The sequence below is a fragment of the Membranihabitans marinus genome (genome assembly GCF_019802045.1).
Taxonomy (GTDB): Bacteria; Bacteroidota; Bacteroidia; order Chitinophagales; family Saprospiraceae; genus Membranihabitans; species Membranihabitans marinus_A.
On sequence record NZ_JAHVHU010000006.1, the window covers coordinates 147,229 to 162,365 of the forward strand.

A 15,137-nucleotide genomic window follows, 5' to 3' on the forward strand; every position below is an offset into this window, starting at 1 on the left:
TTGGGGTTGGATGTAGTGTTGCATATATCTTTGATTTATAAATTACTAAGATGAATCGTCGGATAATTTATTCTCAAATTATAGCAACTTTTCTTTCTGCCCTATTTTTCTACTTTTCAGATGAGGACTATTCTTTCAAATTCATAGTTGGAATCATAAGCGTCCAAAATAATTAATTTAAAAGACCCCAACGGGGTCAAAATATCATAGCCCCGGGTTTCAACCCGGGGTATATGTGGTTTCGAGGTTGGCTTGGCGCGATTTTTGACCAAAAATCGTGACAAGCAAAAAATGAACCTTGATTTCAATTTTGGGGATTTCACAATTACAATATAGAGAATATCAATTAGTTACATTTAGACCAGAATTTATTTTGGACGGGTATGAGTTGGAATATTATTCTTAGGAATATCTCTTATAGGATTAATTTTTAATTGGGTGCAGAATAATCCTTTGGGTAAAAAGGTAAACTTTTTCCTAATGCTATTTGCTTATTTGTAATTGTCTAGTATGGCTATATGATCAAATATACAATGTGAAACACATTCTGCGAATACAATCAGCTGGACTAAGGTGAGACCAGATCATGAGTAACGCTGTGGCAGACACGCTTCAGTGGTGCCAGAAGGGTTCTCCTATAAAGTGGAATAGTAAGAGAGTTTCAATTACAAGAACATAATATTAACCAATACAATTAAAATGAGTAAAAGCAAGCTTAGAGAATTTAATGCCTTTATCTGGGGTGCCTTTTGTGCGGTTACGGTCTTTAATTTTGAGCGAATTGCTGATATGGAAATTTCATGGACCATTAAAATTATAGTTTTTGTGGCTATATTAATCGGATGGGTTCTATATGCTTTTTATCCAAATTCTAAATATGAAAAAGTCCCAGCAGTAAAGAATTCCAAACAAGGAAGACGGAATCTCATTATCGTCTCCATAGTTGTCTTTATTTCAGCAATTATTACCATTTTATTGATAAGGAATATATAACAACTTATATGAGATAAAGCTTCGTCTCATTATCAAGTCAATCCGGCTGCTGGGTGGCTTTCCTGGCGACAGTGCTGCATTACTTCCACAAAGAAGGACCTGCACTGAACCGACTCAGAGAACTGAGTGGAACGACAGCCTCCGGAGCCACCATGCTGGGGTAGTAAATGCTGTTGAAACCAGCGGATCGTAACCAGAGGAGTAAGCATGAGTCTTAAGAGGTGCGAAGATCGTAATAAGTGCTCACCTTTCACTGGCAATCTCCTAAGAATGAACTAGGCGAGGACATACTTTTGTCCAGGTTCGGAGACTCGACTGAACCAGGATGCGGGTGTGGCTTTTTGCCGCTGAGAGGGTGCGGGAGGAGGGTCCGGCACCTGGGGCAATATCTTTAAGTGTGACGTCCTTAAATAAATTTATTCAACCATGAGCGATTATGAGCGATTATGAGCGATTATGAGCGAAAAAAATTGAGGAATAATTCTCAAATTTACTACGTCTCTTTTAATCATTGTAAGGTGTCATTATGAGTACAATTTCATTGACATACAATCAAAAATCAACTTGGGTTCGTTCATTTTTCGAGCTCAATTCTTGGTTTATGTTTGGTTTTGTGATTATGGAATATCTTATATGTCATTACATCCAAAACGAATTGATACTTACAGATCAACTCTACATCAATACCTGGAGTGAACAGATGACGGTAGATCGTATCCGGGAAGTATTGGCATGGCAGGATCAGTGGAAAGGCATGGGATATCTTGTAGTGATAATATTTGTATTCGCCAAGATGTTTCTAACCACTATTTGCCTGAATATAGGTGCCTTTTTAATGGATTACAAGATAGGCTTTGGACAAATTTGGCGTATCGTAGTGAATGCTACAGCGGTATTTGCGATCGGCAAGTTGATCTACATTGGCTACTTCGCCTCGATTGATTTACAGACTATTGACGATGTGGTCAAAGCTGATCTTTTTTCAATGCTTGGAGTGATCGGTTACGATCAGGTACCCCAGTGGGCGGTATTTGCCCTGGGATCGCTCAATTTACTTGAGTTAGCATACTGGATTATATTGTCACTGGGTATGATGTTACTATTGAAAGTAAAGTGGCCAAAAGCCTTTGGATTCGTTGCCATGACCTATGGTGTTGGTCTTTGGATATGGATCTTGACAGGAACATTTTTGATGATCAACCTCTATGGAGGATAAAAGTTAAATTGTCATATGACATGCCAATATGGACGCATACCGGACGACATTCACCCACATTCCGGATGTCGAAAAAGAAGGTGGGATGTGATATTTTAGTAATAATATTAAATTAACAAAAATGAAAAAATTAAATATTTTAGAAATGGAGGTGTCAAAAGGAGGGAGATTAACACAAGGAGAAATCGATATTTTTATTGGTGTCGGAGGGTGTACTTCAACTTTCTTTTTCCCCAACGTCTTTAGCGTGCTCGCTTGTGCCAGATTTATCACACAAATATTTTAATAATCGAAAAAATGAAAAAATGAAAAAATGAAAAAATTAACAGAAAAAAATCTTAGAAATACCTCTGCAGGAAGTAACGCATTAGCCGGAATTGGAGGATTTACATGTGCAATGATGGCGATAGCTTTGGCTTCCCCTTTTGCATTAGCCGGTGTAGCTATGTGGGGCCCCACATGTTTTGGCTCAATGATAGGTATCATTGTTGATTAATTAAATATAGTGCTGGGAATTTCCCAGCACTATATTTTACATATTACATATGAGGATATCAATTAACAATTTAAGGAAGAGTTTCGGAAAGAAACTTGTTCTGAAAGATTTTTCTGTGGATTTCGAGGAAGGACGAATATATTCAATCTTAGGTAAAAATGGAGCAGGAAAATCCACCTTATTAAATATTATTTGCAATATAATCCCATATGATTCTGGTGAAATTAGATATAATAGTTATAAATACACATCCTTACCTACTTTTATTAAACAGAATATTGGGTTTATGTCTGATCAGAGTTCATTAATTCATGAACTAACCCCCCTTCAATACTTAACTTTAATAGCAAATCTTTACCACGTTAAAGAGCCCAAAAGGAGAATAAGAAAGTTACTCGATTATTTCTTTGAAAATGAATCAATAGAAAATACCAAAATTAATACTTTCTCTACAGGAATGAGGAAAAAAATAGAATTCTGTGCAGTATTAATTCATAAACCTGATATGCTTATACTTGACGAACCATTCTCCGGCCTTGATCCAGTCGGGGCAGAAAAGATTATTAAGTATTTATCTGGGTATTGTACCCAAATAGAAGGTAGAACAATTATAGTAACCTCGCATCAACTAGATCATATTGAAAGAATAAACCCTGAGTTAATTTTATTAAATAACAATGAAATCCAATATCAAGGAAGTATAGTAAATTTCAGGAATACATTTCAAGCTGATTTGCATGATGGATTAGTTGCAATTTATTCAAGGTAAATAGTTTTATGCATATTCTACCATATTTAACATATGTATATATAAAAAATGAGCTTCGAAATACTGGTAAAGTATTGACTTATTTATTGTTAATATTTGCTGCATTTTATAATGGATACCTTGCTCGTATTATGCTACTGGAAGAACTACACTGGAATCAAGCTCGAATGGTTCTATCTATTTTAATTTTTATGCTCATTATTATACGGAGAGGAACTATAACACCATTCCAACTGGTCAATTTAGTAAAACCCCTACATCCGCCAGGATCATTTAATCGTTTCTTAACCAATATTATAAATGATTCAATTCTTAGTATTTATTTCATTTTAATTTCATGTTTTACATTTTCAATACTTTATAATTCCACCGATATTTCTGAATGGCTCTGGATGGGGTGTGTTATAGTGGGATCCTATTTACTTCGTCGTGGTTTGATAGTTACAATCGTTCAGAAATCCGCTTCTATCAAGTCAAAAGTGTTCATATCATTAATGTGGGCCTCGGTAATAGTCCTATATTTTGGCAACATTATAATCCCTAATCAAAATTTTTGGTTATTTCCTGCCTCTATAATGTGCATAGTGGTCATAGTTTATTTCTTGGAAGAGTTCATAACATCTCCACCTTTATCGTCTCATTCTTCAAATAGCGGTGGTTCAACAAGCTATTCCTTATCTATTTTAATTTATAACCGAGATATCCGCAGCGTAGGACTTCTAGCAATTTCCATAAAATTAATATTCCTTACACTTTTAACTGTTGGTTATCATAAGAAAGCTAATCCAGAGTTGATTCCGTTTATTTTTCTTTTTACCTCTCCTGTGATCATGTTCAACTACCTACTAAATAATCTTTTTGGATATCTAGATAGATATTGGTTTTTAATAGATAAAAGCACCAATTCAGGACACATTGTTATCTCATATTTTCTCAGGATCTTCAAAAATCTATTATTGGCAGATATCATAGTCACTATATTGATATTGATTTTTTTAAAAGAGCATATTATAATATTACTTGTTAGTTATTTGGGTCAACTTATATTATTTGTTCCATTAGCATTTTATTGGTCAGTTGAATTCCCCAAGCAAGTTAGCCTTTCACTTTTTAACCCTTCCCCAATGATAGGTTTTATTCCTGCTTTAGTTTCAATAATAATTTGTTCACCTTTTGTATTTGGATACAGAATAAACCTATTAGTAATCTCTACATCAATAATATATATCATATCTGGCATCATATTATTATTTAAATATAAAGATTATTATAAAAATAACAGATTGATGATATTTCAGAAGTTGTTCAAATAATACATGCTCAAAAAAAAAAATACTTGACCCACATCCACCAACACGATCAGTCCGACTGCGGAGTGGCTTGTTTGGCATCAGTGCTGCATTACTTTCACAAAGAAGTACCCGCCCTGAACCGGCTGAGAAAACTGAGTGGAACGACAGCTTCCGGAACCACCATGTTGGGGTTGGTGGATGCTGCTGGAGCTTGCGGGCTGGATGCAGAAGGCTATGAAGCTGACCTGGAAAGTTTGAGAAATTGTAATGAACTGGCTATACTACATGTAGTAAAAGACCAGAAATGGGAACACTATGTCGTATGCTACGGGTATGATCTAAAAAAGAAAACCTGGCAAATAGGAGATCCAGCTGATCGTCATATTTCTTTTATCAGCGATGATGAATTGAAAAACATTTGGATGTCCAGGAAACTCATTTTGTTCAAAGATCCTGATCCTAACAAAATGGTCCCCTCATCAAGACATCAAAAATTCCGGTGGATTAAGGCGCTGATAGAGAAAGACATCAATATTCTTGGCCTGGCGCTCTTTCTGGGCATTTGCATGTCAATTCTTGGGCTATCAACGGCTGTTTTTTCACAAAGGTTATTGGACGATATACTTCCTTCTGGGGATATGCTGCGATTGATGGTTGGATTGGGATTGTTGTTGGTTCTATTATTTATTCGTTCAGGGTTTTCCCTCATCCGCCAAATATTCATTTACCGACAGTCCCGGGATTTTAATACGCGGACCTTGGATTTCTTTTTCGGGAGGTTAATCCGACTTCCTATGACCTTCTTCACGCACCGTAAAACCGGAGATTTGGTTGCCCGGCTCAATGATATTCAGCGGATACAAAAGACCATTTCCTCCTTGATAGCAGATGTGATGATCGATGTAATCATGATCCTGGTTGCAAGCATAGCAGTGATGGCTTATAATCTGAAGATTGGTTTCTTCGTATTGGCTTGGGTTCCGATCTACGGATTGATTATTTGGCGGTATCACAGCCCTATTGTAAAAGGCCAGGAACGTGTTATGAAAAAATATGCTGAAAATGAGCATAATTTTGTTCAGGTTGTCCGGGGCATTGCCCCTATAAAATCATACCGACGAGAATCCATTTTTAAGCAGCTCACCAATCAAATATTTTCTACTTTTCAGGAATCGATATACACACTGTCAATGATTGGCGCGCGGTTCAATTTCATCTCAGAAGTAGTAGGTACTTTTTTCCTGGTATCCGTATTAGCATGGACCTCCTGGTCGGTTTATTCGGGGGATATGACCGCCGGTGCTTTGATGGCCATTCTCCAGATGACTGGATTGATTATGGCATCCGCCGGTAATCTGGCTATAACTAATATTCAGCTGCAAGAAGCCCGTATTGCTTTTAATAGAATGTATGAATTCACTTCTCTTTCTAAAGAAAATACTGGAACTTCCACTCAGACTAAATCCTCTGCTGAATTTGAAGAGTTGACCGTAAATGCATTGTCGTTTAGGTTCCCTGGTCATCATAGCCTTCTGAAAGATGTGTCTTTTCAGGTAAAAAAAGGTGAAATAATTGGTATATGGGGCGAAATAGGTAGTGGTAAAAGTACATTATTCAATGTACTTCTTAGATTTCTCAAGCACGAGTCGGGCCAAATATTAATCAATGGAAAAGAACATTCAGAGTTCAGCCTGGATAAATTACGATCTATAATTGGTATCGTGCCACAAACGCCGATTATATTCAATGGTAGCTTGCTCGATAACATCTTACTGGGACTTCCTGCAGATACCCCTGAAGTATTACAAGAGTTTTTGGAAGCATATCACCTGGACCAACAATTCAGTCATTTCCCCAATGGTCTCATGACTACCCTTGAAGAGGATGGGGTCAACATTTCCGGTGGACAACGACGGCTCATTAGTTTGGCGAGAGCGCTTTACCACAATCCACAACTTTTGTTACTTGACGAACCGACCTCTGACCTGGATTACAGATCGGTGCAATATCTATTCTCTGTACTGGAAAACCTCCGGAATCGCGCAGGAGTGATTGTATTAACTCACGATGTAAGGATGGCTCGTCAGGCTGACCGAATATATTTATTGGAAAACGGCACTATAGACACCTATGGTACACACGATCACCTTTTAAAGGATAAAAATAACTATTCCCAAACCTGGGAAGACTATCTTATTCCTGTACTACCATGAAGAAACCACTGTCCTTCGTACTGATATTCAGCATTATAGGTATTTCGGCCTATTTTATCGCCCGGATAATCTATAAAAACGCACAAATTGAAAGAGTTACAGAAAACAGTAAAACCATCGATTGGTTTGAAGAATATATGAGATCAAATGATACTCTCTCCCAAAATAACACACCAACCGTTCTGATCTACTTTAACCCGGATTGTGAATTTTGTCAGCATGAGGCCATTGGATTTTACAATTATAGAACAAAATTGGGGGATGCAAACTGGTATTGGATCAGTGATGCTACTCAGCAGGAAATCAATAATTTTAGTAATGAATATAAGCTCACTCCAATTTCACGATTGCATTTCATTCATGATTCCACCGGATTTTTATGGCAATCAGCGGGTGCGACAACAATTCCTTACATTCTCGTGTATAATAGTTCTGGCAATCTGACACATAAGTTTAGCGGAGAAACAAAAATAGAGGCCATTCTACTTGCCTTAGAATAATTAATCTAAACCTGGAGATGGATTGAAGAAGCGTTGAAAAAATTGGACAAATCAACTTACATGTCCATTTCAATGCGACATTATTTCAGGCACAATTTGGGAAGAAAACGATTTTAGGCTCCTAAGGTATCGTATCCGAGATAATAATGACTAAAATTCACTAAAATAAATAAGTTTAATTTACTGCATTTTAACATTTTATTCTTATATTAAAGAACTAATTCTTTGGTTCAAAAATTACTGGGCATGGAAAAGGACACGATCTCATCAAAGAATCCCGAAAAAAACTTGCAATTTACATTCGATCGCCCCGTCACTCGACAGATTATTGCAGACGAAACCGGCATGTCCTATGCCACTATTCGACGTCATCTGAGCAGTATGGATTTCGTTCCCAGAGGTGGTTTGATCTGCCCCGAGAACTACAAAAGGATTCTGGTAGAATTGGGATATATATCTGTGTAAATTATTTCAACTGTAGTAGAACTGTAATAAACTACGTGGCTATCTGTTGGCACAAAACACCACCATGTTTACTGATTTATAATAAAGCTTATCGCACCGAATTTACCGTTTGTTATTTATAAAAAAATTAGATTATTACTCCACATCCTTTATCTTTGGGGCTTTCCTTTATATTAAATCATTAAAATACATGAAGCGCCTCCTTCACTTTCTGCTCCTGACCGCAAGCTTATTTTTAATCTCCCATGAATCCATCATGGCCCAGAATGATGTCCTCCAAAATCAGGCTACATTTGGTGATTTTATGGACCGCAGCGGGAATGAGTATCGGACAGCCTCAGGCAAACCAGGACCCAAGTACTGGCAAAACGAAGCCGATTATGAAATCGAGGTACAGCTGGACACCACCTCCCACACCCTATCGGGCAAAGTCACCATCACTTACCTTAACAACAGCCCCGAAAGTCTGGAATTCATCTGGCTTCATATGGAACAAAATCGCTTCACGCCCGATTCCAGAGGTACATTGACGACCCCCATTCAAGGCAACCGGTATTCCGGAAACTTGGACGGCGGGTATGACATCAAAAATGTGACCGCCAAATCCGGTCGCAACACCACAAGTCACGAATACATCGTGGAGGATACGCGCATGCAGGTCTTTTTTGACGAACCCATCTCGCCCTATGGCGGTTCGGGGACAGTCAGCATGGATTTTTCCTATAAGATACCCGAGAGCGGGATGGATCGTATGGGACGCCTGAACGTGGAAGATGGAACCATCTATGCACTGGCGCAGTGGTATCCCAAAGTGGCTGTATTTGATGACATCAGAGGCTGGAACATCTTACCTTATTTGGGTGCCGGTGAGTTCTATCTGGAATATGGCGATTTTGATTATAAAGTCACCGTTCCTTATGATCACATCGTTGTGGGGTCCGGGGAACTGGTTAACCGAAAAGAAGTGCTCTCCAAGACACTGTTGGACCGATGGGATGAAGCCAGTAAAAGTGAGGAGACCGTCTTTCTGATCAACGAGGATGAAGTCAAAAACTACAGTCTGACGCGACCCAAAAATTCGGGCACCATCACCTGGCATTTTCATATGAAACAATCGCGCGACATCGCTTTTGCCACTTCCAATGCATTCATTTGGGATGCTGCCAGAATGAATCTGGTCAATGGAGAATCCGGTTTGGCCCAGTCGGCCTACCCCCGTGAGAGTGCCGGGCAAGAGGCGTGGGGACGCTCCACAGAATACACTAAAGCAGCCATTGAGTTTTTTGACAAGACCTATTACCCCTACCCCTATGGCACGGCTATTAACGTGGCATGCAATGTCAATGGGATGGAATATCCAGCCGTATCGTTTTGCAACTACAAAGCCAGAGGCAGTCGCCTGTGGGGGGTCACCAATCACGAGTTCGGACACAATTGGTTCCCCATGATCGTAGGCAGCAATGAACGCCGATATGCCTGGATGGATGAAGGGTTCAATACCTTTATCAACCACTACAGCACACAGGCTTTCAACAACGGCGAGTATCCGGCAACACTCGATCAGACCCGTCGGTTCGTGAGTTGGATGACCAATGATTCCCGGGAACCGATCGCCACTTACCCCGATGTCACCAACCTGAGAAACCTCGGCATGACCGCGTACCGAAAGCCCGGAGCCGGTTTGGTTTTACTACGGGAATACATTATCGGTCCCGATCGATTTGATCGGGCGTTCCGGGCCTACATTGAGCGGTGGGCTTATAAACACCCCCAGCCGGCCGATTTTTTCAACACCATCGAAAATGTCACCGGAGAAGATCTCAACTGGTTTTGGAAAGGGTGGTTCTATGAAACCGGGAATATCGATCTGAGCATCACCGCGGCACAAAGAGTACGGGACGGATATTTGCTTCGTCTTCAAAACAACGGAGAAATCCCAATGCCGGTGTTGATGAAAATAACCTATGATGACCAAACTTCCGAAAATGTAAAATTGCCTGTGGAAATCTGGCAGCGCGGGAACGACTGGACACACCTTCACCGAACCGATAAAAAAATTGATTCCATTATCATTGATCCGGAACGTCTGCTTCCCGACATCAATGGATCCAACGATGTCTGGCCTGCCGATTACTACGAAAAATAAAAAGCCTGATTTTCGGTTACATAGTAATGGACCGTTCAAGTATCGTAGAATATTACAATAAAAGCCGCAACGCGTACAAAGACGCCTGGGGACTGGAGAAATACATGCAACTCAACCTCGGACTGTGGTACAAAAACACCAAAAATCTGGCTCAGGCTTTTGAAAATCTTAATGCTGAAGTAGCAAAAAGAGCAAACGCAGAAGAGGGAGACACCCTGCTAGATGCCGGATGTGGCGTAGGGGGAACCAGCATTTACATGGCCAAAAACCATGGATTCGAAGCCCATGGAATCACCCTGGTTCCCCAGCAGGCAGCAGATGCGCATGAAAATGCCGTGTTGGAAAAAGTATCTCACTTGACTGATTTTCAAGTGATGGATTATTGCAACACGTCATTTGAAGATGAGCAATTTGACGTCATAGTAGGCATCGAAAGCATATGCCATGCACCCTCAAAAAAAAGGTTTTTAACCGAAGCATACCGACTTCTAAAACCGGGGGGAAGACTGGTTTTGGCCGAAAATCTGCAAGCCAAAGAAAAACTGACACCCACGGAATACGATCAGCTATACACCTATGGGTTCAACGGGTGTAAAATTAATTCGCTGGACACGGAAAATCAGTACCTTCAAAACCTGAAGAAAATCGGATTTCGGGAGTACGAATGCGAAGACATGACGCGCCATGTGATTCCATCTGTAAGACGATTGCGGCGGTTTTATTACCCGGCCTGGCTTTACAATCAGTATCGTGCACTCATCGGAAAGCCTTTTGGCCCCACGGAATTAGCCAATACGCGAATGTGCTATTATCTCTACACGGGAATAAAAAACGGGTTGTGGTCCTATGGCTTGATCCGGGCGGTCAAATAACCCATCTAGACAAACCTTTTTTCATAGGAAGCATATCCATCCAAATCTCTGCTAATCTCACTCTTAATGGTTTAATATTCAGAGCCAGGTCTGCCGGGATCATCCATAAATCCTTCGGGTTACCGGCATCCCATCCAACAATTCCAGCTATTTCACCGTTTTAGTTGTAAATCTCAAATTCAATGATGACCTTATTCTCCTATTGGTATCTCTTCCTCATAACTACCTTGACTTCACCACCCACCAGCAGCATCGACCTCACGATCCAAAATATCAAAACCGGGGCCGGATCAATCAAAATAGCGCTCTATAATGCTCCGACGGATTTTCCAAAACAAACCAAAGCTTATAAAGTGGGTGAGGTGTCCGCACAGAAACCGCAAGTGAGTTATTCCTTTGAAAATATTCCGGCAGGGGATTATGCGATCGCACTGTACCACGACGTGAATGCCGATGATGAGCTCAATTTTAAAATGTTCTTTATTCCCAAAGAACCCTATGGATTTTCAAATAATTTCGTTCCAAAATTTAGTAAGCCGGGATTTGATGATGCTAAATTTCAGGTCAAAAATGATACTGAAATCAATATCAAACTAATCCATTAGTCCGGACGTATTGTGGATAAGCAGGACGGCTAGATTTGTGTCGGCTCAAATTGACCAATTATCCATTTCAATTTTTTAAACACTACCTTTTTTTTATGTTGCCTACGGGGGGTCACCCTGGATGAATTTGTTTTCATTTTTTCAGAGTATTTCTGTTATATTTATCATCCTATGAAAACAAACAGTCGAACCCCCGTTGTCGCCCGAAATCTGCTTTTCCCATTCATCATCATTACGTCCCTGTTTTTTCTATGGGGGATAGCGAATGATTTGACGAATCCGATGGTATCTGCCTTCAAAAAGGTAATGCCCGAATTATCCAATTTTGAAGCGGCATTGGTACAGCTGGCTTTTTACGGAGGCTATGCGACCATGGCCATTCCTGCGGCCATATTTATTCGAAAATTCAGCTACAAAAAAGGGATCATGGTCGGTCTGGTGCTGTATGCCCTGGGTGCATTTCTGTTTTATCCGGCGGCGGCGTATGAAAAATTTGGATTTTTCCTGGCTTCGCTTTACATCCTCACATTTGGACTGGCGTTTCTGGAAACCACGGCCAATCCATTTATACTGGCGATGGGCGATGATAAGACCGCTACCCAACGACTGAATCTGGCACAGGCGTTCAATCCGATGGGCTCCCTGCTGGGGATGTTGGTCGCGCAAGTATTTGTGATCAGTGCCCTACGGTCTGATGATTATACACCGGCGGCGTACGATGCGCTGGATGTATTGGAAAAAGCGGCTATCCGTGAAAATGATCTCAGCATTATTAGTTTCCCATACATAGGGTTGGGCGTTTTGGTCCTGGTCATATTAATCATTATTGGTTTTACCCGGTTCCCGATCTCCAAAGAACATGTAAAGATGGGGTTTCGCGATTCCCTTTCACTCCTGCTAAAAAACAAGCGGTACTACGAAGGGGTTATCGCACAGGCGTTTTATGTGGGGGCACAAATTATGTGCTGGACTTTTATTTTCCAATACGTGGATCATATGAATGCATCCCGCGGCCCGGATGAACAGCTGACGGCGACCTGGTACAACATGGCCGCTATGATCTCCTTTCTGACCGGGCGATGGATCTGTACCTGGCTGATGAAATACATCGATGGAGCCCGGTTGATGTTTTATTTCTCCATCGGAGGCGTGCTCGCCTGTGCCGGAGCGATTCTTTTACCCGGTATGGCAGGACTTATATCACTGGTGTCCATCAGTATCTTCATGTCGCTCATGTTCCCAACCATTTATGGTATTGCCCTCAAAGGTATGGGCGATGAGGCCAAGCTTGGTTCCGCCGGGCTGGTGATGGCGATCGTCGGTGGCGCACTGATGCCACCGCTGCAGGCAGCTATTCTGGACTGGGGTGGAACCGGATTTTCGGATGTAACCGTCCTGGGGGTCATCCCCGAAGTGAAGTTTTCATTCATTCTTCCCTTGATCTGTCTGGCGGTTGTCGGAATTTATAGTTACCGGTCTTTGCATTGGAAAATGGAAATGGAAAGTTGAAATGGAAAAGCGGAATGACTGATACTCCTGTGCTGCCGATTGCAAAAAGCTTCGTCGATCCAAGAAAGTTGGCGGCCAAGAAATGGAAAATCAATATATTCACATAGTTGCTTCTATAAACACCACAAAGCATGAGCCATTCTATTAGAGTGATATGGTTTATTATAGTCATATTTAGCATGACGACCGGTTCTCTACTTGCACAACCGCTCCGGGTTAGCGATAACCAGCGATTTCTGGTCAGGTCAGACGGATCTCCATTCTTCTGGCTCGCAGATACCGCCTGGGAATTATTCCACCGATGTGACCGGGAAGAAGCAACCATGTATCTGAAAAAAAGAAAAAGCCAGGGATTTAATGTGATCCAGGCTGTCGCTTTGGCTGAACTGGACGGACTCCATACACCCAATACATATGGTGAAACGCCATTATTCAACGATGATCCGGCCACGCTCAATCCGGCTTATTTCGAGCACGTGGACTTTATCATTGACAAGGCAGCCGAACTTGATATGTATATTGCTTTGCTCCCCACCTGGGGTGATAAACTCCATACCAGAAGCTGGGGAATAGGTCCAGAGGTTTTTAACCGGGAAAATGCCCGGAAGTATGGATGGTGGATCGGAAACCGATACAAATCCCGGGACAATATTATCTGGATCATCGGTGGAGACCGTACCCCCCGTACAGACTCCGATGACGTGGAGGTCTGGCAGCAGATGGCCAAAGGTATCGTCGAAGCAGTAGGTGGAAATGATAAAGCCTTGATGAGCTATCATCCGCAGCCACGCAATCCGGGGGGATCTTCCACCTGGTTTCATCAGGATGATTGGCTGGATTTCAATATGCACCAAACCGGCCACTGCCCCAAAGACAGTTATAAGAACATTGCGCACGATTATCATTTAAAACCAACCAAACCCGTCCTGGATGGGGAACCTCTATATGAAGATCATCCCATTTGCTTCGATGCGAAAAATAAAGGATATAGTATGGCCCGCGATATCCGCCGGATCATGTATTGGAATGTATTTGCCGGAGCATTTGGTCAGACTTATGGCTGTCATGATGTCTGGCAAATGTACACCACAGGCCAGAAAGGGATCAATGGTCCGCTGCGTCCCTGGCCGGAAGCCCTGGATCTGCCGATGGCCACGCAGGTCCGGCATTTGAAGAATCTGATGTTGTCCCGACCGTTCCTCAGTCGCATCCCGGATCAATACATGGTGGTGGAAGATCAAGAAAATACCAAAGATTATGTGATCGCTACCCGAGATGAAAAGGGCGCTTTTGCCATGATTTATTTTCCGACCGGAAAGAAAACGAGGCTCGATCTGAGCGCGTTAAAGGGTGATCGATTTAAGAGCTGGTGGTATAATCCCCGTACCGGCAATTCATATCGGGGAAATGAGATCACTAATTCCATCGATAAGGTAACGATCACACCATCCACGCATGGCCTAGGCAATGACTGGGTGCTGGTGGTAGATTCTGAGAATAGTGAATTTCCAGTGCCCGGGCAATCATTAATTGATATAAGAACAAAATACCACGACTGAGTAATTTATTCATGTACAATATATAAAGCACATAATTCCAAGATAACCTGTTCCCGCATGAATTGAGTGTATCAATACCGCATGGTTAAGCGCCCCCGGGAAGAAGGAGCTCTTGCTCCCTGGAAAACGTTTTCGCCCAAGAGCTGTCCCCAATTCATTCAGAGATTTTTAGCGGGCAGTATATCTTACACTTATTTCCATCCAATAACAAATGCTCCTAATACTACAAAATAACTACAACGGTCATTCTTAACTTCCAAAGTCAGAAAACGACCCGATAAACCCTCGTACAAGCTGGCTTTAGCCGCCTACCGCGTTCGCTGAAGCTTTAGCGGTGGCGCAATGGCCGAAAGGCCATTCCTTCAACCTAATTCAAATCCTTCTTTTACATAAGTATACGGAGAACTCTTCCATTCTACTTTTGAATTGAATCTTGAAAACCAGAATGAAGTTGCTTGGCCCTTTGTTAATAATCAGTAAGATAGTATATTATGTTTTATTA

At 41.4% G+C, this 15,137-nt stretch carries 14 protein-coding genes; 13 read left to right on the forward strand and 1 reads right to left on the reverse strand.

From position 1 onward, the window contains the following. Window positions 1-699: 699 nt before the first annotated feature. The 5 genes from KUV50_RS06575 to KUV50_RS06595 all read left to right on the forward strand — a co-directional run bounded on the left by KUV50_RS06575 (window position 700) and on the right by KUV50_RS06595 (window position 3,474). The gene (locus KUV50_RS06575) at window positions 700-993 is read left to right on the forward strand and encodes a hypothetical protein (protein WP_222579307.1); all 294 of its coding nucleotides are present in this window, start codon (window positions 700-702) and stop codon (window positions 991-993) included. A gap of 526 nt (window positions 994-1,519) precedes the next feature. Then, the gene (locus KUV50_RS06580; protein WP_222579308.1) at window positions 1,520-2,209 is read left to right on the forward strand and encodes a hypothetical protein; all 690 of its coding nucleotides are present in this window, start codon (window positions 1,520-1,522) and stop codon (window positions 2,207-2,209) included. A 121-nt stretch (window positions 2,210-2,330) separates the two neighbouring features. Next, a complete protein-coding gene (locus KUV50_RS06585; protein ID WP_222579309.1) occupies window positions 2,331-2,495 on the forward strand; it encodes a hypothetical protein in 165 nt (54 codons plus the stop codon). Between the two features lie 27 nt (window positions 2,496-2,522). Further along, complete coding sequence (locus KUV50_RS06590; RefSeq protein WP_222579310.1) at window positions 2,523-2,705, forward strand: hypothetical protein; 183 nt, start codon at window positions 2,523-2,525, stop codon at window positions 2,703-2,705. A gap of 49 nt (window positions 2,706-2,754) precedes the next feature. Then, window positions 2,755-3,474 carry an ABC transporter ATP-binding protein gene (locus tag KUV50_RS06595; protein WP_222579311.1) on the forward strand — a complete coding sequence of 240 codons (720 nt, stop codon included), beginning with the start codon at window positions 2,755-2,757 and terminating at the stop codon, window positions 3,472-3,474. A 1,066-nt stretch (window positions 3,475-4,540) separates the two neighbouring features. On the opposite strand, the gene KUV50_RS06600 is transcribed toward KUV50_RS06595, so the two are convergent. After that, entirely contained in the window at window positions 4,541-4,717 is a 177-nt protein-coding gene (locus tag KUV50_RS06600) for a hypothetical protein (protein ID WP_222579312.1), read from the reverse strand. Between the two features lie 93 nt (window positions 4,718-4,810). Here KUV50_RS06600 and KUV50_RS06605 point away from each other — a divergent pair, with 93 nt between their 5' ends. The 8 genes from KUV50_RS06605 (at window position 4,811) to KUV50_RS06640 (ending at window position 14,635) form a co-directional block, all read left to right on the forward strand. Further along, the gene (locus tag KUV50_RS06605; RefSeq protein ID WP_222579313.1) at window positions 4,811-6,979 is read left to right on the forward strand and encodes a peptidase domain-containing ABC transporter; all 2,169 of its coding nucleotides are present in this window, start codon (window positions 4,811-4,813) and stop codon (window positions 6,977-6,979) included. Beyond that, window positions 6,976-7,479 (forward strand): TlpA family protein disulfide reductase, encoded by a 504-nt coding sequence (locus tag KUV50_RS06610; RefSeq protein ID WP_222579314.1) that lies wholly within the window; start codon window positions 6,976-6,978, stop codon window positions 7,477-7,479. The genes KUV50_RS06605 and KUV50_RS06610 overlap by 4 nt, the downstream gene beginning before the upstream one ends. A 246-nt stretch (window positions 7,480-7,725) precedes the next feature. Beyond that, the gene (locus KUV50_RS06615; protein WP_222579315.1) at window positions 7,726-7,944 is read left to right on the forward strand and encodes a hypothetical protein; all 219 of its coding nucleotides are present in this window, start codon (window positions 7,726-7,728) and stop codon (window positions 7,942-7,944) included. Window positions 7,945-8,134: 190 nt separating this feature from the next. After that, on the forward strand, window positions 8,135-10,090 hold the full coding sequence (locus KUV50_RS06620; protein WP_222579316.1) for a M1 family metallopeptidase: 1,956 nt from the start codon (window positions 8,135-8,137) through the stop codon (window positions 10,088-10,090). Between the two features lie 26 nt (window positions 10,091-10,116). Beyond that, complete coding sequence (locus KUV50_RS06625; RefSeq protein ID WP_222579317.1) at window positions 10,117-10,962, forward strand: methyltransferase domain-containing protein; 846 nt, start codon at window positions 10,117-10,119, stop codon at window positions 10,960-10,962. A 182-nt stretch (window positions 10,963-11,144) separates the two neighbouring features. Next, window positions 11,145-11,567, forward strand: a complete 423-nt coding sequence (locus KUV50_RS06630) for a DUF2141 domain-containing protein (RefSeq protein ID WP_222579318.1) — start codon at window positions 11,145-11,147, stop codon at window positions 11,565-11,567. A 171-nt stretch (window positions 11,568-11,738) separates the two neighbouring features. Next, entirely contained in the window at window positions 11,739-13,076 is a 1,338-nt protein-coding gene (fucP, locus tag KUV50_RS06635) for an L-fucose:H+ symporter permease (protein ID WP_222579319.1), read from the forward strand. 131 nt (window positions 13,077-13,207) lie between these two features. Beyond that, window positions 13,208-14,635: a glycoside hydrolase family 140 protein gene (locus KUV50_RS06640; protein ID WP_261395029.1), complete on the forward strand. Its 1,428-nt coding sequence runs from the start codon at window positions 13,208-13,210 to the stop codon at window positions 14,633-14,635. Window positions 14,636-15,137: the final 502 nt, after the last annotated feature.

Bases quoted from the DNA above. Each gene is read 5' to 3' on its own strand.
- KUV50_RS06575 (WP_222579307.1), top strand. From the start codon at position 700: ATGAGTAAAAGCAAGCTTAGAGAATTTAATGCCTTTATCTGGGGTGCC.
- KUV50_RS06580 (WP_222579308.1), top strand. From the start codon at position 1,520: ATGAGTACAATTTCATTGACATACAATCAAAAATCAACTTGGGTTCGT.
- KUV50_RS06585 (WP_222579309.1), top strand. From the start codon at position 2,331: ATGAAAAAATTAAATATTTTAGAAATGGAGGTGTCAAAAGGAGGGAGA.
- KUV50_RS06590 (WP_222579310.1), top strand. From the start codon at position 2,523: ATGAAAAAATTAACAGAAAAAAATCTTAGAAATACCTCTGCAGGAAGT.
- KUV50_RS06595 (WP_222579311.1), top strand. From the start codon at position 2,755: ATGAGGATATCAATTAACAATTTAAGGAAGAGTTTCGGAAAGAAACTT.
- KUV50_RS06600 (WP_222579312.1), bottom strand. From the start codon at position 4,717: ATGATGCCAGATATGATATATATTATTGATGTAGAGATTACTAATAGG.
- KUV50_RS06610 (WP_222579314.1), top strand. From the start codon at position 6,976: ATGAAGAAACCACTGTCCTTCGTACTGATATTCAGCATTATAGGTATT.
- KUV50_RS06615 (WP_222579315.1), top strand. From the start codon at position 7,726: ATGGAAAAGGACACGATCTCATCAAAGAATCCCGAAAAAAACTTGCAA.
- KUV50_RS06620 (WP_222579316.1), top strand. From the start codon at position 8,135: ATGAAGCGCCTCCTTCACTTTCTGCTCCTGACCGCAAGCTTATTTTTA.
- KUV50_RS06625 (WP_222579317.1), top strand. From the start codon at position 10,117: ATGGACCGTTCAAGTATCGTAGAATATTACAATAAAAGCCGCAACGCG.
- KUV50_RS06630 (WP_222579318.1), top strand. From the start codon at position 11,145: ATGATGACCTTATTCTCCTATTGGTATCTCTTCCTCATAACTACCTTG.
- fucP (WP_222579319.1), top strand. From the start codon at position 11,739: ATGAAAACAAACAGTCGAACCCCCGTTGTCGCCCGAAATCTGCTTTTC.
- KUV50_RS06640 (WP_261395029.1), top strand. From the start codon at position 13,208: ATGAGCCATTCTATTAGAGTGATATGGTTTATTATAGTCATATTTAGC.